The 22255-nt window shown below is 70.9% G+C and carries 12 protein-coding genes and 1 pseudogene; 4 read left to right on the forward strand and 9 right to left on the reverse strand.

Going from position 1 to position 22255, the window contains the following annotated elements; genetic code table 11:
* Positions 1-3: 3 nt before the first annotated feature.
* The 6 genes from rny to BM290_RS33120 all read right to left on the reverse strand — a co-directional run bounded on the left by rny (position 4) and on the right by BM290_RS33120 (position 8430).
* Positions 4-1728, reverse strand: a complete 1725-nt coding sequence (gene rny, locus BM290_RS33095; protein WP_093619853.1) for a ribonuclease Y — start codon at positions 1726-1728, stop codon at positions 4-6.
* 2353 nt (positions 1729-4081) lie between these two features.
* Complete coding sequence (locus BM290_RS33100) at positions 4082-4783, reverse strand: regulatory protein RecX (RefSeq protein WP_093619854.1); 702 nt, start codon at positions 4781-4783, stop codon at positions 4082-4084.
* Positions 4784-4797: 14 nt separating this feature from the next.
* Complete coding sequence (gene recA / locus BM290_RS33105; protein ID WP_093619855.1) at positions 4798-5850, reverse strand: recombinase RecA; 1053 nt, start codon at positions 5848-5850, stop codon at positions 4798-4800.
* 196 nt (positions 5851-6046) lie between these two features.
* On the reverse strand, positions 6047-6247 hold the full coding sequence (locus BM290_RS33110) for a DUF3046 domain-containing protein (RefSeq protein WP_093619856.1): 201 nt from the start codon (positions 6245-6247) through the stop codon (positions 6047-6049).
* A gap of 35 nt (positions 6248-6282) precedes the next feature.
* On the reverse strand, positions 6283-6945 hold the full coding sequence (locus BM290_RS33115; RefSeq protein WP_093619857.1) for a UdgX family uracil-DNA binding protein: 663 nt from the start codon (positions 6943-6945) through the stop codon (positions 6283-6285).
* 138 nt (positions 6946-7083) lie between these two features.
* A complete protein-coding gene (locus BM290_RS33120; RefSeq protein ID WP_093619858.1) occupies positions 7084-8430 on the reverse strand; it encodes an aminotransferase class I/II-fold pyridoxal phosphate-dependent enzyme in 1347 nt (448 codons plus the stop codon).
* 60 nt (positions 8431-8490) lie between these two features.
* Here BM290_RS33120 and BM290_RS33125 point away from each other — a divergent pair, with 60 nt between their 5' ends.
* On the forward strand, positions 8491-9732 hold the full coding sequence (locus BM290_RS33125) for a bifunctional pyridoxamine 5'-phosphate oxidase family protein/GNAT family N-acetyltransferase (RefSeq protein WP_093619859.1): 1242 nt from the start codon (positions 8491-8493) through the stop codon (positions 9730-9732).
* Between the two features lie 26 nt (positions 9733-9758).
* Positions 9759-10412: a leucine efflux protein LeuE gene (gene leuE, locus BM290_RS33130; protein ID WP_093619860.1), complete on the forward strand. Its 654-nt coding sequence runs from the start codon at positions 9759-9761 to the stop codon at positions 10410-10412.
* Between the two features lie 631 nt (positions 10413-11043).
* On the opposite strand, the gene BM290_RS50205 is transcribed toward leuE, so the two are convergent.
* Together BM290_RS50205 and BM290_RS50210 are read right to left on the reverse strand one after the other, a co-directional pair.
* On the reverse strand, positions 11044-11802 hold the full coding sequence (locus BM290_RS50205; protein ID WP_239143831.1) for a RodZ family helix-turn-helix domain-containing protein: 759 nt from the start codon (positions 11800-11802) through the stop codon (positions 11044-11046).
* 1575 nt (positions 11803-13377) lie between these two features.
* Positions 13378-14358, reverse strand: a pseudogene (locus tag BM290_RS50210) (serine/threonine-protein kinase); the annotation flags it as partial.
* A gap of 317 nt (positions 14359-14675) precedes the next feature.
* Between BM290_RS50210 and BM290_RS33140 the strand changes: the two are divergent.
* Positions 14676-19211 carry an ATP-dependent helicase gene (locus tag BM290_RS33140; protein ID WP_093619862.1) on the forward strand — a complete coding sequence of 1512 codons (4536 nt, stop codon included), beginning with the start codon at positions 14676-14678 and terminating at the stop codon, positions 19209-19211.
* Positions 19212-20368: 1157 nt separating this feature from the next.
* On the opposite strand, the gene BM290_RS33145 is transcribed toward BM290_RS33140, so the two are convergent.
* Positions 20369-21298, reverse strand: coding sequence for an LLM class F420-dependent oxidoreductase (locus BM290_RS33145; RefSeq protein ID WP_093619863.1), 930 nt, complete (start codon positions 21296-21298; stop codon positions 20369-20371).
* A 73-nt stretch (positions 21299-21371) separates the two neighbouring features.
* Here BM290_RS33145 and BM290_RS33150 point away from each other — a divergent pair, with 73 nt between their 5' ends.
* Complete coding sequence (locus BM290_RS33150; protein WP_093619864.1) at positions 21372-22160, forward strand: SAM hydrolase/SAM-dependent halogenase family protein; 789 nt, start codon at positions 21372-21374, stop codon at positions 22158-22160.
* Positions 22161-22255 lie beyond the last annotated feature (95 nt).

A 22255-nucleotide genomic window follows, 5' to 3' on the forward strand; every position in this document is an offset into this window, starting at 1 on the left:
GCCTTACCGGGCCAGCTCCGTCACCCGGGACTCACGGACCACGGTGACCCGGATCTGGCCCGGATAGGTCAGCTCCTCCTCGATCTGCTTCGCCACGTCACGGGCGAGCACGGCGGCGCCGATGTCGTCGATGTCGTCCGGCCGCACCATCACCCGGATCTCGCGGCCGGCCTGCATCGCGAAGACCTTCTCCACCCCGGCCTTGCCGCCGGCGATCTCCTCGATACGTTCCAACCTCTTGACGTACGCCTCCAGGCTCTCCCGCCGGGCGCCCGGCCGTCCCCCGGAACACGCGTCGGCGGCCTGTGTCAGCACCGCCTCGATCGTCTGCGGCGGCACCTCGTTGTGGTGCGCCTCGATCGCGTGGACCACGTCCTCGTGCTCGCCGTACTTGCGGGCCATGTCCGCGCCGATCAGGGCGTGACTGCCCTCCACCTCGTGGGTCAGCGCCTTGCCGATGTCGTGCAGGAACGCCGCCCGCTTCATCGTCGGCACGTCCAGGCCCAGCTCGGCCGCCATGATCCCGGCGATGTGCGCGGTCTCCACCAGGTGCTTCAGCACGTTCTGGCCGTAGCTCGTCCGGTACCGCAGCCGGCCCAGCAGTTTCACCAGCTCCGGGTGGATGTTGGTGATCCCGACGTCGACCAGGGCCTCCTCGGCCGCCCGGTCGCACAGCCGCTCCACCTCGTTCTTGGCGCTGTCGAAGACCTCCTCGATCCGGTGCGGATGGATCCGGCCGTCCAGCACCAGTTTCTCCAGCGTGAGGCGGCCCACCTCCCGGCGTACCGGATCGAAACAGGAGAGCAGGACCGCCTCCGGGGTGTCGTCGATGATCAGGTTGACGCCGGTGGTCGACTCGAACGCCCGGATGTTACGGCCCTCACGGCCGATGATCCGGCCCTTCATCTCGTCACTCGGCAGGTGCAGCACGCTGACCACGCTCTCCGCGGTCTGCTCGCTGGCGATCCGCTGAATCGCGTCGACCACGATGTGCCGGGCCCGGGTGTCGGCGGTGTTCTTCGCCTCGGTCTCGATGTCCCGTACCAGGATCGCGGCCTCCCGCTTGGCCTGGCCCTCGATCGCCTCGATCAGCTCCGTCCGGGCCGTCTCGGCGGTCAGCCCGGCGATGCGCTCCAGCTCGCGGCGTTTCACCTCGTCCGCCTTCGCCAGCTCCGACTCCCGCGACGTCAGCGCCGACTCCCGCTTCGACAGCTCCGCCTCCAGCGTGGCGATCCGGCGCTCCCGCTCCACCAGCCGCTCCACCTCCTCGGCGTGCAGCCGCTCCCGCTCGTCGATCCGGGCGGCACGGCGCTCCACCTCCGCGGCCTGCTCCTTGGCCGTCGCGTTGAGCAGGGCGATCTCCCGCTCCCCGGACCGGCGGGCGGCCGCCCTCAACTGCTCGGCGTCCGTCTCCGCTTGGCGGTGGGCGTGCTCCAGGATCGTGTCGGCCTCACTGTGTGCCGTCTCCAGCACCCGGCGGGCCTCGGCTCGGGCGGCATTCGCCTCGGCCTTCGCGGCGGCGGTCTCCGCCCGTACCGAAGCGGCCTTGGCCTTGGCATCCTCGACCTTCGCCTGCGCGTCACCGACCGCCTGCTCCCGCCGCACCTGGGCGTCCTGCCGATCGGTGTGCAGCACCCGCAGCGCACGCGCCCCCAGGACCAGCCCGGCTATCACCGACGCGGCAAGCACGATGATCGCAACCACGAGCACCCAGTCCACGGGGGTCATCTCGCCGCGTCTCCCTTCGCCGCCGGCGCGGTGCACACGCGCGGGCCTGTCTGCGGGATGCCCGACCAAGGCAGCTGACCGCGGGCGGCACCGGGCCCGGGTATCACGCGCTCCGCCTTCGGCTACCCCGAGCTTCCAGTCTCCGTCCGAGCGGCCTTCGCCGCCTGGCTTCCGTCGGCCGACTGGCCTTGGCCGCCTGGCTTCCGTCCGCCGCAGGGCTTTCGTCCGCCGCCCGACCTTGGCCACCCGGCTTCCGTCCGCCGCAGGGCTTTCGTCCGCCGCCCGACCTTGGCCACCCGGCTTCCGTCCGCCGCCCGGCCTTGGCCGCCGCCCGGCTTCCGGCACCTGCCTGGCTCGACAGTCTGGCTTCCGTCGGCGGCCGGTTGCTCGAGACCGCTGACTTCTGCCCGCCGCCGGTGGCCTGGTCCGGCGGCTTTCACCTACCGGTTCCTGGTCTGCCGTTTGGCTCCGTGCGTGACGTCTCCGCGTCCGTGACGTCTCCGCCGGCTGACGCGGATGCCCTTCAGCGCGGTCCCGGCCGGTGGAACCCGTCAGCCGGAGCCCGTGAGCCGAGGACCCGCCGGACTTCCGTCGGTCGTCGTCCGCCCGGTCCGGCCCGGCTCCGCGACGGGTTTCCGTCCGGATCCTGGGGCCGGCACCGACTGTGGCTTTCGACCAGCGTCGGCTTGAACATCAGCCGGGGTCCGTCGCATCCCAGATCGCGGTTTCCGTCGCGAGCCAGCTCGCGACTTCCGTCGTGTTCCAGGTCGTCGGTCTCGATGGGTCGGCTTCTGTCGGGCCGGCCGTCCCAGGTCGCACATGGCGTCCGTCGTCCGGCTTTCTCCGGCTCAGGGATGACGGCCGCATCGGATGATCACCGTGCGCCCATCCGTGCAGCGTTTCCCTGCGTAGCCTCGCCACCACGGCCGTCTCACCGGCGGGGATCTGTCGTTACAGTCCGTGGGATATGACGATGTCTCGAGCGAACAATGTCGCCCGAGACCCCATCCTGTCCCCCGGCCGGCATCGAAAGGCCCCGCCAGCGAGCCACCCACCGGGCGCTCGAATCAGGAGTGTGTGGAGTTGTGGGGTTGACCGCCGGTATGTCGCCCCGTCAGCCGCGCGGTCAGCGGCCAACGGAGGCATCCATCGAGCGAAAACCGCCCAAGTGATGCCGTAATGTAATGCGATCTATGTTGTGCCTGTTGCATGCGATGGTCGAACAAACCTTGTGTAACGCGAGGCTAGGTCGCAAGCACCGCTTCGGTCAAGGACTCATGATTCGGCAGCGGATAGGACGTACGGCACAGAGATGCTTACGCCCAGCTCACGATCCCAGGGGACAATTCCAGACGTACCACGCGATCACGCCCTTCCCTCTTCGGCCGTAGCCATTATTGCCACCGCCGCCAACGCCGAAGCGCACGACACGGAGCGTGACAACGACCCGAAGTGACGGAACGTGTCAGCCACCGCGACTTCAAAGCCGTCGCGTGATATCGGGCTGAACGGTCACCAGAGGAGCGATCCTCACATCAGGACTATATCGGCGAACGCCCTGCCCACCACACTCAACGGCCGGGCTCCGTGAGCCACGCCGCTTCTCCACCCGACGACGCAGACCCTCGCGAGCCTTCCGCAGCTTCGGGCCCCGCCGCGACAACGGCTTGTCACCCGAACAACCCAAACCCCTCATCCGGTACGCCAACCGACTTCCGCCCGTCGTCCTGTCGGAAAGTCTGCCCCTGACTCGGTTTCTCAGACGGACACCTGGTCCTACCGAAGGGCGCGGCCGACCCGGCTCCCTGCCACGCACGAGCCCCATGCCGGGTGGTGCGACCACCGAACCGGCCCTCCACCGGGATACGAGCCCCGCGCCCAAAGCGCAGCCACCCACCGAACCGGCCTGGGCCGCGACACGAGCCCCACGCCCAAAGCGCAGCCACCCACCGAACCGGCCTGCGCCGCGACACGAGCCCCACGCCGAAGCGCAGCCACCGAACCGGCCCTCCGCTGCGATACGAGCCCTCACGTCGGAAGCAGCACCACAACCTGGCCGGCCGCCACGACACGTATCCGGTGTCGGACGGCACCACCGCAAGCCATCCCGTTCGCTGCCGCACGTGTTCCGTGTCGAAAGGCACCCGCGGTAATTCGGCCCTCCGCCGCGGCATACGCCCCTACACCCGCGGAGCGGGCCCTGGCTCAGCCATTCAGCCGTCGCTGCCTGCGAGCCCCAGGATTAAGGCCGTCGCGGACCCGCGGCGCTCTCAGCAGGGCCGGCTCGGACCACCGCGCGTAGGTCGCCTGCCACGGAAGTCGCCCGGCGGAGCGTGCGGACCACGGGACAGTCTCAGGACTGGAGGTCCTCGTCGGCGAGGGCGTCCGCGTCGATCGCGTCGGCGAACTCGGCTGCTTCGGCGTCACGGGCGGCCAGCGCGTCCTTGACCGCGCGGATGGCGATCCCCGCTGGGTAGCCCTTTCGGGCGAGCATCGCGACCAGCCGGCGGAAGATCGCGTCGGGGGTGCCCGTTGCGCTGCGGAGCCTCCGGTCGACCAGTGCCCGCGCCGCTTCGGCCTCGGCATCGTCGTCCACGGCCTCCAGAGCCTCGCCGGCGATCTCCGCGTCGACCCCGCGCTGGCGCAGCTCGTTGGCGAGCGCCCGACGGGCCAGCCCACGGCCGTGGTGCCGGCTGGAGACCCAGGCCCGCGCGAAGGCGGCATCGTCGATGATCCCGACCTCGTCGTAGCGGTCGAGGACCTCGGCGATCACCTCCTCCGAGATCTCCTTTCGGAGCAGCGCCTTCGTCAGCTCGGCTCGCGTCCTCGGACGAACCGCCAGCTGCCGCAGACAGATCTCCCGGGCGACCTCGGACTCACTGCGCGGTGGCGCCGCATCGGCGGATCCTTCGGAGGACGGATCGCCGCGGCGGCCGCGACGCCCCGTGGACCGTCGCGACTCGCCCGCGTCATCGCCTGCTGTCGTGCCGGCGCCGGTCCGGGGTGGAATGGCATCCCATCCTCGCCCGGACCGTGCGCCGCGCCTTCCGGCCATCGTGGCTTACCGGATCAGAAGTCGACCGGCGGCAGCTCGGGACCACCGGCGGCGTCGCCGGCGCCGGCCTGGCCGACACCGAGCTTCTCCAGGATCTTCTTCTCGATCTCGGCAGCCACGTCCGGGTTCTCCTTGAGGAACTCCCGGGCTTTCTCCTTGCCCTGGCCGAGCTGGTCGCCGTCGTAGGTGTACCAGGCACCCGACTTGCGGATGATGCTCTGCTCGACGCCGACGTCGATGAGCGAGCCCTCCCGGGAGATGCCCTTGCCATACATGATGTCGAACTCGGCCTGCTTGAACGGCGCGGCCACCTTGTTCTTGACGACCTTGACCCGGGTCCGGTTGCCGACGACATCGGTGCCGTCCTTCAGGCTCTCGATCCGCCGGACGTCGAGACGAACCGACGCGTAGAACTTCAGGGCGCGGCCACCGGTCGTCGTCTCGGGCGAGCCGAACATGACGCCGATCTTCTCGCGCAGCTGGTTGATGAAGATCGCCGTGGTGCCCGAGTTGTTGAGGATACCGGTGATCTTCCGCAGTGCCTGGCTCATCAGACGGGCCTGCAGACCGACGTGACTGTCACCCATCTCACCCTCGATCTCGGCACGCGGCACGAGGGCGGCCACCGAGTCGATGACGATGATGTCGAGCGCGCCGGAGCGGATCAGCATGTCCGCGATCTCCAGGGCCTGCTCACCGGTGTCCGGCTGGGAGACCAGGAGGGCGTCGGTGTCCACACCGAGAGCCCGCGCATACTCCGGGTCGAGGGCGTGCTCGGCGTCGATGAACGCCGCGATGCCACCCGCCTTCTGCGCGTTGGCCACCGCGTGCAGGGCGACCGTGGTCTTGCCGCTGGACTCCGGCCCGTAGACCTCGATGACCCGGCCGCGCGGCAGACCGCCGACGCCGAGGGCCACGTCGAGGGCGATGGAGCTGGTGGGGATGACGGCGGTCTGCACGACCGGCCGCTCCCCGAGCCGCATCACCGAGCCCTTGCCGAACTGCTTGTCGATCTGTGCCAGCGCCAGTTCGAGCGCTTTCTCCCGATCAGGTGTTCCTGCCGCCATTCCCGCCACCCCTGTATTCGACTTCGCGTTCTTCGTCGACGAGCTTTTGTTCACCACGGTCGACACGTTAGGCGAGGGGTACGACAAAAATCCTCCGCCCTGTCGCGTGCTGTGGATGACCGAGCCGCTGTGGACAATAGCCGAACACCTGTACGACGATCGAGTGACACGCCAGAACAGGCGTACTAAAAGCAGCTCAGCGCAGCCGAGATGGCACCCGATCGGGGTACGCGGTCACGACGGCGCGCCAGATAGTAGCGGTTTCGACACCGTGAGCAATGGCGTCGTCGATCGTTCGCCCGCCGAGTTCCGTGAAGGAGTGGTCGGCCGCGATGCTCCGCGCGTAGGCGGAGCCGAAACTCTGTTCCAGGCGTTCCCAGAAGTCTGTCAACCGCACCGCAGAAGGGTACCCAGAGGCGGCTCCGCCTCACCTCAGGCGACCGCCGCGGCGGCCACCCGCAGATCGTCGACGAGTCCCCGATACGCCGTCTCGCGGTCGTCGGCCCGCAGGACCGCCGACGGATGAATCGTGGCCAGCGCCTGGATCTCCGCGACCGGGAAGTCCTCCGGGTGCTGGGCCGAGACCGGCCACGGCATCAACCGCCCGCGCGACCGGGTCACCCGGAAATCCGGGCCGAGCAGCGCCTTGCCCGCGGACGCGCCGAGAATGACCACGAGCTCCGGCTTGAGCAGCGAGAACTCGGACACGAGCCAGGGCCGGCAGGCTTCGATGTGGGCCGGACCCGGAGTCTGGTGGATCCGCCGGCTGCCCCGGAGCTCGAAACGGAAATGCTTCACCGAGTTGGTGATGTAAAGCTCAGCCGGGTCGATGCCGGCGTCGTCCACCGCCTCCCGGAGCAGGCGGCCCGCGGGCCCGACGAACGGCAGCCCGTGCCGGTCCTCGACGTCACCGGGCTGCTCACCGACGAAGACGATCTTCGCGTGCGCGGCTCCTCGGCCGAACACGGTCTGTGTCGCGTTCTCGTGGAGCTCGCAGCCCTGACAATCCGCCGCCGCCGACTTCAGCTCCTCGATGGTCCGGGGGCGCGGCGGCACCCATTGCTGCGCTCCGACGGGGGCCTGAGTCCGTGACATGGGACTGTTCTACCCGTACCCCCCGACAAAATTCCCGCCGGAGTCCTCCTCCCGAAGGACTCTCGCCGGCCGGGCTCCCCCATGTCGTACCGAGAATCGGTCTCTCCGGCGGATGCCCTGTCCAGCCGAGGCGGGCGGTCATCGCATCGGAGGAGCGAGGGTGGCCGGGTGGATCACCGACGCCACCGCGCGGGCCAGCGCCGGCGCCTCCTCGGTGGCGAGCGTGCTGATCGTGATGCGGATGCCGGGTGGGGAGTCGAGCCGGAAGATCGCCCCGGGCGCGACCGCATAGCCCCGATCGCGGAGCCCCGCGACCGCGTGTGTCTCGTCGGGCACCGGGACCCAGACGTTGATGCCGGTGTCGCCGTACGCCTCGACGCCCTGGGCCCGCAGCGCCGCACGCAGGGCACGGCGGCGCGCGCCGTAGGTCTCGGCGGCCCGGTCCACGAGCGCGGTCGTCTCCGGGTCACGCCACAGCCAGAGGAGGATCCGCTGGAGCACGGTGGAGACCCAGCCCATGCCGATCCGCATCCGGCCGGCCACCCGCGCCACGGTCGTCTCGTCACCGGCCAGGACGGCGATACGCAGGTCGGGGCCGAAGGGTTTCGAGGCGGAGCGCACGAACGCCCACGAGCCGGTGACCGGGCCGATGCAGTGTGGTGGGCGCTCGGCCAGCTCGGCCGCATGATCGTCCTCCACGACCAGCACCCCCGGATGATCGCTGAGCAGCTCACGGAGCCGGCGGGCCCGCTCCGCGCCGACCGCGGCGCCGGTCGGGTTCTGAGCGCGCACGGTGACGACCACCGCCCGCGCTCCGGAACGCAGGGCCGCCGCGAGAGCATCCGGGTCGGGGCCGTGCTCGTCGACCGCGACCGGGGCGGCCCGCAGGCCGAGCGCCGCGAGCAGGTCTATGAGAGCGGCCCAGCCCGGATCCTCGATCGCGACGGTGTCACCTGGTCGGAGATGGGCGTTGAACACGCGCTCGATCGAGTCGAGCGCACCCGACGTGACGATGATCTCAGCATCGCCGACGGGAATGCCCTCGGCGTGGAGCCGGGGACGTGCGGCGTCCACCAGCTCGGGCATGGTGACCGCTGACGCGTACCCCTGAGGGGGTTTTCGCACTGCCGCCGCGGCGGCCAACGCCGGCATCAGGGGCGGCAGCAAGCTCAGGTCGGGCTCGCCGGTGGAGAGGTCACGCAGGCCGGGTGGGATCGGCGTGTGCAGGCCGGAGCGCCGCACGGCCACCGCAGGCCGGGACCTGACCCGGGTGCCGCGGCGGCCCTCGGTCTCGATCACGCCGCGCTGACGCAGCTCCTGATAGGCCTTCGCCACCGTCGCCGGGCTGACGTGCAGGCTGCCGGCGAGCACGCGCACCGAGGGAAGGGACGAGCCGGCCACCCAGAAGCCCTGGAGCACGCCCGACTCGATGCTCGCGGAAATCTCTGCGGCACTGCCACCGCTCACCTGGTACTGTTCTGCCACAGACGAGATTCTGTACTAGCACAGATCAGGATGCAAGCAGCACACGCCGGGGAGGCCCCGATGACCGACCTCTACGCTCCCACGCCGCGCACGACAGCCACCCGCACGCGTAAGCGGATGCACTACGAGCGGGAGACGGCGCACGCGATCCTCGACGAGGCGTTCGACTGCTCGGTCGGCTTCGTCGTGGACGGGGAGCCACGTGTCCTGCCCAACCTGCACGTCCGCATCGACGACACCCTCTACCTGCACGGGTCCACCGGCGCGCGTCTCGGTCTGGCGGCCCGCGGCGACGGCGTGCCGGTATGTGTGACCGTCACCATCCTCGACGGGCTGGTCTACGCGCGCTCCCAGTTCAACCACAGTGCCAACTACCGGTCCGTGGTCGCTCTCGGGACGGCGCGGCCGGTCTCCGACGACGACGAGAAGCTGCGGGTGCTGTTCGCGCTGGCCGACAAGGTGGGTCAGGGCCGGTCCGCCGACAGCCGCCCACCCACCCGGCAGGAGCTGGCCCAGACCACCGTTCTCGCGCTGCCTCTGGCCGAGGTGTCGGTCCGCTCCCGCTCCGGCGGCGTCGGGGACGACCCGGAGGACCTGGCGCTGCCGCACTGGGCCGGCGTGCTCCCGCTGCGGACGGTCGCCGGGCCGCCGGAGACCGATCCGGGTGTCGCTGCCGCGCCTCCGGCCTACCTTCCCGGCCACCCGTCGGAGTGGCAGACCCCGGTCGTGATGGAGGGCCGGCACGTGCGCCTGGAGCCGCTGACCCCCGGGCACGCGCCGGCGCTGTTCGAGGCCCTGGACGACGAGGAGGTCTGGCGGCACATCCCGTTCCCGCGGCCACGGACGCCGGAGGAGTTCCTCAACGGCGACATCCTGGGCGTGCTGCGCGGCCAGTGGCTCGGCCAGCGCTCCGGATGGGCCCAGGTCGACCCGGCGACCGGAGCGGTGATCGGGATGACCACCTACCACGACATCGACACGAATCTCCGTTCCCTCGGCATCGGGCACACCATGGTCGGCAAGAAGTGGTGGCGTACCGGCGTCAACACCGAGGCGAAGCTGATGCTGCTCGAGCGGGCCTTCGACGTGCTCGGCGCCGAGCGGGTGTTCTGGTACACCGACGTTCGCAACGAGCGCTCCCAGCAGGCCATCGCACGGCTGGGCGCCAGTCGCGACGGGGTGATCCGGCGTCAGCGCAGGCGGCCCGACGGCAGCTGGCGCGACACCGTACTCTTCGCGATGACCGCGGACGAGTGGCCAGCCGCTGCTCAGCGCCTCCGGGACCGGCTGGCCGCCGGATGAGTTCCTTGATCGAGAAAGGCTGACCGATGCTGGGCATCACCGATTTCTGGACGTACGTGCTCGGCGTGGTCGCGATCATCCTCCTGCCTGGCCCCAACTCGATCTTCGTGCTTTCGGTGGGCGCTCAGCGCGGTGTCCGCGCCGGTTATCAGGCGGCGGCCGGGGTGTTCCTCGGCGACGCGGTGCTGATGATCCTCTCCGCGACGGGGGTCGCCTCGCTGCTGAGCGCCTATCCCCCGCTGTTCCTCGTCCTGAAGTACGCGGGCGCCGCCTACCTCGGGTGGGTCGGTGTCAACATCATCCGCAGCGCGTGGAGCAGGTGGCGCAACCGCGCGGAGATCGCACCGGTCGCCGCCGAGGAGCCACCGGCCGAGCTACAGCGCCCGTTCCGCCGGGCCGCCGTGATCAGCCTGCTCAACCCCAAGGCGATCCTGTTCTTCGTCTCGTTCTTCATCCAGTTCGTGGAGCCGGGGTACGCCCATCCCGCGCTGTCGTTCCTGATCCTCGGGGCGGTGGTGCAGTTCTTCAGTGCGCTCTACCTGTCCGCGCTGATCTTCGGAGGGCGGTACCTCGCCGGGCAGTTCCAGCAGCGGCGCCGCCTCGCGACCGGGGCGACGACCGCGGTGGGCGCCTTGTTCGTCGGGTTCGGCATCAAGCTGGCCACCGCCAGCGTCGGGTGACTGCGATCCGGCCGAACACGTCGGCCGGACGGATGGGATCCGCCTGCTCGGGGCGACCCGAAGGTCCGCGACCGCATCCGCGAGTCCCTGGGCCTGCTGCTGTCCCAGGGACAGCCGGCGACCGGTTGGGCAGGTTGACCGCCGTGCCGCGACCGCTCGACTTCCGCATCGCCGGCTTGGCATCGATGCGGGGGCGCAGCCGGGGCGGGAACAGCGGGCAAGCGGGCCGCAGCCACCGATCCATCATGGGCCGGCATGCCCGGGGCGCTCGGCCTGTTCGAGCGGCTCGGCGCGATGCCGCCGATGAACCGAGGAATGACCGGCGCGAGCGGTTCCGTGTTCGGCACGCCAGGGTCGTCCGACCCACGATGACCGTGCCACAAGCGACCTGGTGGTTCGACATGCTGCGTCCACACCACGAGCGATCGTCTGAAGCGCCTCGCGAACCGGCGCCCCGCAGCCGTCCGGCCCACGAAACAGCCGTCACGAGCGGCCCCGTGGAGCGGCCGGCGGTCGCCCAACCCACGGATTGGCCGCCTGGCGGACGTCCCTGCCACCTGGACAGGCTCGTCGCGGGTGTTCGGGAGGGCGCCATGCCGGCGGATGAGCGCGATCAAAGACCGAACGGGAGTCAGGAGCTCGAACTGGACACAGGCGATGGCGGTGACGAAGTGGAACGGCTCGAGTAGAACGTGCTGCGGATCAACTGGATCTTGATGAGGTCGGTGTTCCAGGCCTTCTCCGTGGTGGTCCAGCCCAGGACGTAGGCGCGGCCACCCATGACGAACCACCGGAAGACGGCATGCCGGGCGGCGCCGCTCGTGGACTGGTAGCGGTACTCCCAGTCGGCCGCCTTGTGCAGCAACGGCACCGGGGTGACACCGATGAGCTCGTAGCCGGGCAGACCACCCGACGTGGCAAGGCGGCTCTCCTCGGCGCGGGCCACCGCCACCTGATCAGCGGCTGGATCACCGGCGGTATCCAGGGTGATCGTTCTGGTGCTGCGGGTGGCACGGAAGCAGTGGGTGGTGCCGATCCGCTGATGGGACCACCCGTCCGGCAGGGCGATGTGGAAACCGGAACCGTCGGTGAAGTAGGACCAGCCGGCCTGAAGGTCCCAGCCGTTCACACCACGGGCGGCGCCGTCCAGCGGTGTGACGGGCAGGTCGCCGGGAGGTGGCGAGTCACAGTGAGACGGGGAGAAGGCGGCGGAGGTGTCCGGGCCGGACGAGCCCGTCGAGGACGGGACGCCGGTCGGTGCCGGTGGGCCGAGTGGTGAGGAGTTCGGCGCCGGGTTGGATGTAGCCGTGACCGGTGGATCCTGGTTCGTGTCGGTGGACAGCGGCGACGGGACGAAGACCCGTGGACGGGCCGAGGTCAGCTCGGCCACGTATCCGGCCAGCAGGCTGCCGACGACAAAGAGGACGACGAGGCCCGTTACGGCAAGTCGTGCCTGCGTGACGCGTATCGAGGTCCGGCGTGGGCGCTTCCGCCGGGAGGGAGGAACGTGGAACGGCACCAGCTCCTGACCGGGCGGACGGACCGATCGTGGTGTGTCCGTTCGCGTCGGGCTCGTCTGCGGATCAGGGGACTTCGCGCCCTCGACAGCGGTCTCACGAGCCGCTCCTGGAAGCCGATCGGCAGCGGCCACGGGCACAAGTTCGTAACTGCGAATCGCGGAGCCGGCTTCCGAAGTTCCGTCGATGGCTCGTGTCGCGGCAGGTCGATCGGGCTCGGCGAACTGGCCGGGTTTCGCACCACGGCCTGGATCGGAACGTCGTTGACCATCCGGCTCCAGGTCGATTCCGGAGATCCGGGGCTCCGCTGGAGCAGCTTCTGGACTCCGGCCGATGACCGATGATGGCTGAGCAGGCGAATCGCCGCCGTCACCCGGAGCATGGGCGACATCGCCGCCAAGGGCGACATCCGCACGACGGTCGGGGTCCGACTGCGGCCCCGGATCATCCTCCGAGGACCGGCTCGGGTGGGTAGCCGGGGCCTGCGCAGCTTCCCGATCCTGGCCAGCCGGAGGGGTCACGGCGGCAGGAGCCGTCACGGACCGTGAGGGCGCGTCGGCGGGAGCGGTCACAGCGGATCGAGAGGACGCGTCAGCGGGAGTGGGCACAGCGGGCCGAGGCGGCACGGTGTAAGAGGGCGCAGCGGACCGAGGCGGCACAGCGGTAGGAGGAGGCACGGCGGGCCTAGGCGGCACGGCGGCAGTAGGAGGCACGGCGGCAGTAGGAGGCACGGCGGGCCTAGGCGGCACGGCGATAGGAGGAGGCACGGCGGCAGGAGGAGGCACGGCGGCCGGAGAGGGCGCGTCGATCTGAGAGCCCCGGGGCGAAGATGCCGCCTGATCGGATTCCGACACGGGACCGAGGGCGGGACGGTCCCGGTGGTGCTCATCGGTCGTGGCCTCACGCGCTTCCGGCAAGGCTGTGGACGAGGAGTCACGAACCGATGCGCTGTCGGGCACGACGGATTCCCCCGGAACCCGCTTCGCCGGGTCTTGCGCCTGCCCCTCAGTACCAGCGGACCGGGAGGACGGCCGGCCCAGACGCGGTGCACCCCGATCATCTTCGGACTCGGCACGGCGCTGCCGCGGCGGCACGATCCTGGTCCCGGAAGAAGGCCCCGCGGGCGGCGAGGACGCAACCGAACCGCCCTCCGATGCTGGAGCCGCAGCCTCGGGACCGGCCGAGGAGGTGACCGACGGCGGCGGCGGTTCGGGCACCCGAGGCTGCCCGGTCCGCGACGGCGTGGGCACGGATACGCGGGCAGCGGAGGGTCCTGGGGTCGTCCGCGGGTGCGGAGCGGGCCGGGTCTGAGCCGGAGGATTGCTGGGCACGGTTGCCGTACCGCGATGCGGTCCGGGAAAATCCCCGGAACGTCCTGATGCCACCGGATCGGGAAGCCGGACGCCGGCGCTTCCCCGGGGACCGTCCGAACCCGCCTCAGCCGGCCACGGCCCGGTGGACTGAGACGGAACCGACTGGGCAGAAACGGACTCCGGCGATGAAGCTTGCGACGGAATCGGACGCGCCGAAGAGGACGCCGGTGGAGACGCGGGCCTCGGGGCCGCGACTCGGCCGCCCCGCCGAGTGGGCAGGAACGGGATCTCCTGCGGATCGCTGAAGACGATCATCCGAAGCCGGCGTTCGGTCTCCGAAACGGTCAGCCGGGCAGCCGGCTCATACCGGAGCAGACCGTCGAGCACCGCAGCGAGCGGCCCGGCCCGGACCGGCGGATCGGGCGGATCGGTGGCGAGGGCGGCCAGCGTCGCCATCGCGGACTCGCGAGCATACGGCGACTGCCCCTCGACCGCCGCATACAGCGTCGCCCCCAGCGACCACAGATCGGATTCGACAGTGGATGCTCCGTTACGGGCACGTTCCGGAGACACATACTGCGGGGACCCGACGATCAGCCCGGGAGCTGTCACACCACCGTCGTCCACGAACGTAGCGAGACCAAAATCGGTCAGCACGACACGCCCATCGGTGCCGATGAGAACGTTGTGCGGCTTCACGTCCCGGTGCAGCACACCGGCTCGGTGCGCGGCGGCGAGGGCATCCAGCAGCGCCAGCCCGATCCGCGCGGCAACCGCCGGCTCATACGGCCCGTCCTCGTTCAGCACCTGGTAGAGCGATCGCGACGGCACATACTCCATGACGATCCAGGACTGCCCGCGAGTGTGCACCACGTCGTAGATGCGCACCACGTGCGGATGGTTCAGGCGGGCGGCGCTCCGCGCTTCCCGCAGCGTCCGCTCATGCAGACGGTGCTGTTCAACATCGGACATCCACTCGGGCGGCACGATCTCCTTGACCGCCACGTCGCGGTGCAGCATCTCGTCGCGAGCCAGCCAGACCCGGCCCATCCCGCCCGCGCCGACCGGTTCCAGAAGACGGTACCGGTCCGCGACGAGTTCCTGCCTGACCGCCATCGGCACCCACCCATCACGTCGGGTATCAGGATAATCAGCCACAGACCGCCCAAGGAACGACGATCACCCGGTCACCGCTCAGAACACCCAAGATTAGAAAAACCAGGAGGTGTACGGGCAATCGCCCCCCGTTGTCGCGCAAGAGGCAGCCACGGGGCACGCACCGTGGCAAGCGTCACCGGCGGGGGCGGTACGGCGTACATCTGACGAAGCGAAAGGTGATCGAACCGGCCGAACCGGGAAATCTCTCGTCGGAGGCGCGTCCGCGCCCCGGTTTTCTGTCGTACCCCCGAGGCAGGATGTGAGGCGTGCGAGACGTGCTGGAGAGGTTCGGGCCGGCCACCCGGGAGTGGTTCACGGCCGCCTTCGCCGCGCCCACCGCCGCTCAGGCCGGGGCGTGGCAGGCGATCGGCGCGGGGCGGCATGCCCTGGTCGTCGCGCCGACCGGGTCGGGCAAGACCTTGGCGGCCTTTCTGTGGTCGCTGGACCGGTTGTCCCGTGAGCCGGTTCCCGAGCAGGTCCGGCAGCGCTGCCGGGTCCTCTATGTGAGCCCGCTGAAGGCGCTGGCGGTCGACGTGGAGCGCAACCTGCGGGCGCCGCTGACCGGCATCCGGCAGGCGGCCGGGCGACTCGGTCTGCCACCACCGGAGATCACCGTGGGCATGCGCACCGGCGACACGCCGGCCGAGGAACGGCGCGGGTTCGCGCGGACCCCGCCGGACATCCTGATCACCACGCCGGAGTCGTTGTTCCTGCTGCTCACGTCGGCCGCGCGGGATTCGCTGCGCGGCGTCCAGACGGTGATCATCGACGAGGTGCACGCGGTCGCGGCGACCAAACGCGGCGCACATCTGGCGCTGTCGCTGGAGCGGCTGGACGCGTTGCTGGAGCGTCCGGCGCAGCGGGTGGGCCTGTCCGCGACCGTGCGCCCGATCGACGAGACCGCGCGGTTCCTCGGCGGCGCGCAGGAGGTCGAGATCGTCCAGCCACCCAGTGCCAAGACGATCGAGGTGACCGTCGAGGTCCCCGTGGAGGACATGACAAGGCTCGACGAGGTGCCCGATTCTGATCAGGATGATTCGGGCGCCGGGCGGCACACGCCGTCGATCTGGCCGGCCGTCGAGGAGCGCGTGCTCGACCTGATCGAGGCGCACCGGTCGACGATCGTCTTCACGAATTCGCGGCGCGGGTCCGAGCGGCTCTGTGCCCGTCTCAACGAGCTGGCCGCCGAGCGCGCCGATCCGGAGGCGCACGTGCCCGCCGGTTCCCGGATGCCGGCGGAGATCATGGCGCAGGCCGGTGGCACCCGGGGCGCGCCACCGGTGGTCGCCCGCGCCCACCACGGCAGCGTCTCCCGGGAGGAGCGCAAGCAGATCGAGGAGGCGCTGAAATCCGGGCGGCTCCCGGCCGTGGTGGCGACGTCCAGCCTGGAGCTGGGCATCGACATGGGGGCCGTCGACCTGGTGGTGCAGATCGAGGCGCCGCCGTCGGTCGCGGCGGGCCTGCAGCGGATCGGCCGGGCCGGCCATCAGGTGGGCGCCGTCTCGCGCGGCGTGGTCTTCCCGAAGCATCGCGGTGACCTGCTGTCCTGCGCCGTCGTGGCGGAGCGGATGGGCGACGGCGCGATCGAGGAGCTGCGCAGCCCCCGCAACCCACTGGATGTGCTGGCCCAGCAGATCGTCGCGATGACCGCTCTCGACGAGTGGCAGGTCGACGACCTGGCGACGTTGGTCCGGCGGGCTGCGCCGTTCGCCGAGCTGCCGTCGTCGGCGCTGCACGCCGTGCTCGACATGCTGTCCGGCCGATATCCGTCGACCGCGTTCGCCGAGCTGCGGCCACGCCTGGTCTGGGATCGGGCCACCGACGTGCTCACCGGCCGCCCGGGCGCCCAGCGTCTCGCCGTGACCAGCGGGGGCACGATCCCCGACCGCGGCACGTTCGGCGTGTTCCTGGCCGGCTCGGAGCGCGCCTCGCGGGTCGGCGAGCTCGACGAGGAGATGGTGTATGAGTCTCGCGTCGGCGACGTGTTCCTGCTCGGGTCCACGTCCTGGCGGATCGAGGACATCACCCCCGACCGGGTGCTGGTCTCGCCCGCGCCGGGAGCACCCGCGCGGATGCCGTTCTGGAAGGGTGACTCACCCGGCCGTCCGATCGAGCTGGGCCGTGCGATCGGCGCCCGGCTGCGGGCGCTGGTCAAGGCCGGTGACGAGGCGGCGACCGCGGCGCTGCGCGAGTCGGGCCTGGACGAGTGGGCGGCCGGTAACCTGATGGCCTACCTGCGCGAGCAGCGCGAGGCGACCCGTCATCTGCCGGACGACCGGACGGTCGTGGTCGAGCGGTTCCGTGACGAGCTGGGCGACTGGCGGATGACCGTGCACTGTGTGCTGGGCGCCAAGGTCAACGCGCCGTGGGCGCTGGCGATCGCGCGCCGGCTCTCCGAGCGGTACGGGGTGGACGGCCAGGTGATGCCCTCCGACGACGGCATCGTGGTGCGCCTGCCGGACACCGCTGACGAGCCACCCGGCGCCGAGCTGATCGCCTTCGACCCGGAGGAGATCGTGCAGCTGGTCGAGGAGTCGGTCGGCACGTCGGCGCTGTTCGCGTCCCGGTTCCGGGAGTGCGCCGCCCGTTCCCTGCTGCTGCCCCGGCGTGACCCGCGCCGCCGCCAGCCGCTGTGGCAGCAGCGACAGCGTTCCGCCCAGTTGCTCGACGTGGCCCGTGAGTTCGCCGACTTCCCGGTCACGCTGGAGGCGGCCCGCGAGTGCCTGCAGGACGTCTTCGACGTGCCCGGCCTGACCGGGTTGATGCGGGAGATCTCCGGCCGCAAGGTGCGACTGGTCGAGGCGGAGACCGCGCGGCCGTCACCGTTCGCCCGGTCGCTGCTCTTCGGCTATGTGGGCGCTTTCCTCTACGAGGGCGACGCGCCGCTGGCCGAGCGACGGGCCGCCGCCCTGACCCTCGACTCGACGCTGCTGGGCGAGCTGCTCGGCCGGGTCGACCTGCGCGAGCTGCTCGACCCGGAGGTGGTGGCCGAGACCGAGGCGCAGCTGCAGTGGCTCACCACTCAGCGCACCCCGCGGGACGCCGAGGACGCGGCCGAGTTGCTGCGGCTCCTCGGTGACCTGTCGGCGGACGAGCTGGCCGTGCGGGGTGTCGCCGGCGAGTGGGTGGAGACGCTGGTGGCGACCCGGCGCGCGGTCCTGGTGCGGGTCGCCGGCGAGGACCGGTGGATCGGCATCGACGACGCCGGGCGCTATCGGGACGCGCTCGGGGTGGCTCTGCCGGTCGGCATCCCGGAGGCGTACCTGGAGCCGGTCGCCGATCCGCTCGGCGACCTGGTTGCTCGTTATGCCCGGACGCACGGGCCGTTCGCGGCGGCGACGTGCGCGGCCCGGTTCGGGCTCGGAGTCTTCGTGGTCGAGCAGGCGCTCAAGCGGCTCAGCGCGACCGGGCGGGTCACATCCGGCGAGTTCTCCCCCGGCGGAGCCGGCACCGAGTGGTGCGACGCCGAGGTGCTGCGGATGCTGCGGCGGCGCTCGCTGGCGGCGCTGCGCCGCGAGATCGAGCCGGTCCCGCCGCGGGTGCTGGCCACCTTCCTGCCCCGGTGGCAGCAGGTCGGTGGGAACGCCCGCGGCGTCGACGCCCTGGCCGCCGCGATCGAGCAGGTCCAGGGTGTCGCGGTGCCGGCGTCCGCGTGGGAGCGGCTGGTGCTGCCCGCCCGGGTGGCCGACTATGCGGCGCCACAACTCGACGAGCTCTGTGCGTCCGGTGAAGTGTTGTGGGCCGGATCCGGGTCGATCTCCGGTGGCGACGGCTGGGTGACGCTGGCCTATGCGGAGAGCGCACCGTTGCTGCTGCCACCTCCCGACGACGAGTTCGCGGCCACACCGCTGCATCAGGCGGTGCTCGACGCGCTCGACGGAGGTCAGGCACTGTTCTTCCGGTCGCTGTCCGACCGGGTCGGCTCGACCGACGACACCGAGCTGGCCGCGGCCGTGTGGGATCTGGTGTGGGCCGGCCATCTGACCAACGACACGTTCGCGCCGCTGCGGGCCCTGCTCGGCGGCAGTGGCGCGCACCGGGCTAAAGCGGCGCCGGCCCGCTCGCGGTACCGGCGTCCCGGACGGCCACACATGCCCGCCCGGGGTGGGCCGCCGAACATGGCGGGCCGCTGGTCACGGCTTCCCGATCGCGATCTTGACCCGACCCGCCGTGCGGCGGCGGTCGCTGATCTCCTGCTCGAACGGCACGGTGTGGTGACCCGGGGCGCCGCCGTGGCCGAGGGGGTGAGCGGTGGTTTCGCGGCCGTCTACCCGGTGCTGGCGGCGCTGGAGGAACGCGGGGCGGCCCGGCGGGGCTACTTCGTCGAAGGGCTGGGCGCGGCACAGTTCGCGGTGCCGGGCGCCGTCGACAGGTTGCGCGCCCTGAACGAGCCGGACGATGAGAGACGCGGCGGCCCACCAGCCGTGGTGCTGGCCGCGACCGACCCGGCGAACCCCTATGGCGCGGCTCTGCCCTGGCCGGACCGCATCGTCGACAGCGGCGACGGGGAGCCGGTGGCCAAGGCCGGCCACCGCGCCGGCCGGAAAGCGGGCGCTCTGGTGGTGCTGGCCGGCGGCGACCTGGTCCTCTACGTCGAACGGGGTGGCCGGACCCTGCTGTCCTTCACCGACGACCCGGAGTTGCTCATCCACGGCGCTCACGGTCTGGCGGGGGCGGTGCGTTCCGGAGCGCTCGGCGCCATGTCGGTCGAACGCGCCGACGGCGAGTCGGTACACGCATCACCGTTGCGAGACGCGTTGACGGCGGCCGGGTTCCGCACCACTCCGCGGGGCCTACGCCTCCGCGCCTGACCCGCACCCGCCCCATCGCGGCTCGGGACCGCACCGCCATCGCGGCTCGAAACCGCACCGCTACAACGGCTGGGGCCTGCACCGCCATAACGGCTCGAAAGCGCACCGCTACAACGGCTTGGGGCTGCGCCGCCATAACGGCTCGAAAGCGGACCGCCATCGCGACTCGAAACCGCACCGCTACAACGGCTCGGGACCGCACCGCCGGGCCGCCGACAAACCTCCGCAAGAACCCGTCGTCATCCGCATATCGGCCTCACGGTGATCAACGCCCTTGACCTCAGCTCCCGCTGCGCCCGGGACTTCGCCACCGCAAGCCGTCCCGGCCGCCACAACGCCAGCCCGGTCACGCCGTCACAGCAGACCGAGTCATGCCGTTGCGGCAGAAGGGAATCCTGCCACGAGTGAGCTGTCGCGGAAGGAACCGAAGCCGGTCACGAGGGAGTACGTCGCGGAAGGAACCGAAGCCGATCACGAGGGAGCGCGTCGCGGAAGGAACCGAAGCCGATCACGAGGGAGTAGGTCGCGGAAGGAACCGAAGCCGATCACGAGTGAACGCGTCGCGGACGGAAGGCGGAGGCCGCCTCGCATCGAAGGACCAGCGGCCGCGAACCGAAAGAGGGACCTGCCGCAGATCGAAAGAGCGAGTCTCGCGGAATGAAGATCAAGCTTGCCGCAAAAGCGAAGGAAGCGCTCGTCGCCGAGGACAATTCAGCAGGATGGCCGGCTGATGACACCTAACAATCAGGACTGCCGGGATCAACGTGAGACACCCCTGGTCGACCGGCGGGCCGAGCTGACGATCGACGGCAGGTTCGGGTCGCGGCTCAGCGCGACCCGAAAACCCGCCCGTAGTTCCGGCGACCGGCGTGAAAGATCGGTTGGAAGCACCATTCACGGCGGGCACAAAGGAGACCGGCTGGACGTCATGGCCGTCACAAGGGACCCGAGACGGCTCTGACGTCCAGCCGGGAAACGCCCGCGAGCGGAGGCGAACATCAGCCGCGGCACGCATAGGAGAGCCGGCTACGCGAGCCGGCCCGATCGGGGGCTACCGAACGAACGCGTAAGGAACGGGCCGACCGGCCGTCAGGGCTGCCATGAGAAACGTGGGACAGACCTGACGGTCGACGGGTCGGTGGGAGGCCGCGGCCGGATCAGAGCTTCGGCGCGACCTCGGACGCGACCAGCTCGACGTGATCCAGATCGGACAGGTCGAGAACCTGGAGGAACAGGCGGGAGGCGCCGGCTTCCGCGTACCGCTTGATGGTTTCGACGGCTTCGGCCGGGGTTCCGACGATGCCGCCGTTGGCGCGCATCTCGTCGGCTTCGCGGCCGATCGCGGCGGCGCGCCGGTTGACCTCGGCGTCGTCGCGGCCCACGCAGAGGACGGCGGCGGCCGAGTAGGTGAGCGGCTCGGTACGCCCGAGGGCCTCGGCGGCGGAGCGGACCCGAGCGTACTGTGCCGGAATGTCCTCGATCTTGGCGAACGGGACGTTGAACTCGGTGGCGTAGCGGGCGGCCAGGTACGGCGTGCGCTTCTTGCCGTGGCCGCCGACGATCACCGGCACGCGGGGCGTCTGGACCGGCTTGGGCAGCGCCGGCGAGTCGACGACCTGGTAGTGCTTGCCGTCGAAGTCGTACCGGGATCCGGCCGGGGTCGCCCACAGACCGGTGATGATCTCCAGCTGCTCCTCGAGGCGGTCGAAGCGTTCGGCGACGGGCGGGAACGGGATGCCGTACGCCTTGTGCTCGCTCTCGAACCAGCCGCCGCCGAGCCCGAACTCGATCCGCCCGCCGCTCATCGCGTCGACCTGGGCCGCGGCGATCGCCAGCGGGCCGGGCAGCCGGAAGGTGGCGGAGCTGACGAGCGTGCCGAGCCGGATCCGGGAGGTCTGCACGGCCAGCGCGGCGAGCGTGATCCAGGCGTCGGTGGGGCCGGGCAGCCCGGACCCGTCGCCCATCCTGAGGTAGTGGTCGGAGCGGAAGAATCCGTCGAATCCGCCGTCCTCGGCGGCCTTGGCGACCCGCAGGAGATCGTCGTGGCTGGCGCCCTGCTGGGGTTCGGTGAAGATCACGAGACGCATGGCTCAACACTGCCACGAAGGCCCGGCGCGCCAGTGGCCTATCGGCCATCGACAGGCAGTAACGTTGCCCACCATGGCCGGTTATGGATGGATCAGCTTCACGACCGATTATGGCACCTTTGACGGCTTTGTCGCCGCTTGCCATGGCTCGATCGCCCGGGTCGCCCCGGACATCAGAGTGATTGATGTCACTCACCACGTGCCGCCCGCCGACGTCGCCCGCGGCGCGGCCGTGCTGGCACAGACGGCGCCGCACCTGCCGGCCTCGGTCCATCTCGCGGTCGTCGACCCGGGTGTCGGCACCGCCCGCCGCGGCGTCGTGCTGGTCACGCCGAAGGGTCTGCTCATCGGCCCCGACAACGGCCTGCTCATCTGGGCGGCCGAGGCGCTCGGCGGCATCACGGCCGCCTACGAGCTGGACAACAAGGACTGGACGCTCGGCGACGTGTCCCGCACCTTCCACGGGCGTGACGTCTTCGCTCCGGCAGCGGCCCGGCTGGCGCTCGGCGCGGCCCCCGAGGAGGCCGGCCCCGCCGTCGATCCGGCCGCCCTCACCCGCCTGCCCGACCCGAACGTCACGATCGGTGACGGCTGGATCGAGGCCGAGGTGCTCACCGTCGACCGCTTCGGCAACGTGCAACTCGCCGCGGACGGCTCCGCCCTCTCCGGCCTCGGCTCCGAACTGCTGGTCAACGGCGGTGTCCGGGCCCGGCGGGGCACCACGTTCGCCGATGTGAACGTGGGCGAGCTCCTCGTCTTCGCCGACTCCGCCGACCGCGTCGCCATCGCCGTCAACAACGGCCGGGCCGTGGTCCTGCTCTCGGTGGTCCCCGGCGACACGGTCCGCATCGCCGCACGCTAGATCCATTCACGGTACGGCTACGAAAAGCCCCGAATCTCGCGCCGGACGGCCGGGGCGTCACCTCCCGGCCGTCCCCCGCCGCCGGCTCATGCGTG

This window comes from Actinoplanes philippinensis, assembly GCF_900113015.1.
GTDB lineage: Bacteria > Actinomycetota > Actinomycetes > Mycobacteriales > Micromonosporaceae > Actinoplanes > Actinoplanes philippinensis.

What these genes read in the sequence shown, in the direction of transcription:
- rny (WP_093619853.1), bottom strand. Translation starts at nt 1,728, where the DNA reads ATGACCCCCGTGGACTGGGTGCTCGTGGTTGCGATCATCGTGCTTGCC.
- leuE (WP_093619860.1), top strand. Translation starts at nt 9,759, where the DNA reads ATGCTGGGCATCACCGATTTCTGGACGTACGTGCTCGGCGTGGTCGCG.
- BM290_RS33100 (WP_093619854.1), bottom strand. Translation starts at nt 4,783, where the DNA reads ATGGCCGGAAGGCGCGGCGCACGGTCCGGGCGAGGATGGGATGCCATT.
- BM290_RS33150 (WP_093619864.1), top strand. Translation starts at nt 21,372, where the DNA reads ATGGCCGGTTATGGATGGATCAGCTTCACGACCGATTATGGCACCTTT.
- BM290_RS33115 (WP_093619857.1), bottom strand. Translation starts at nt 6,945, where the DNA reads ATGTCACGGACTCAGGCCCCCGTCGGAGCGCAGCAATGGGTGCCGCCG.
- recA (WP_093619855.1), bottom strand. Translation starts at nt 5,850, where the DNA reads ATGGCGGCAGGAACACCTGATCGGGAGAAAGCGCTCGAACTGGCGCTG.
- BM290_RS33125 (WP_093619859.1), top strand. Translation starts at nt 8,491, where the DNA reads ATGACCGACCTCTACGCTCCCACGCCGCGCACGACAGCCACCCGCACG.
- BM290_RS33145 (WP_093619863.1), bottom strand. Translation starts at nt 21,298, where the DNA reads ATGCGTCTCGTGATCTTCACCGAACCCCAGCAGGGCGCCAGCCACGAC.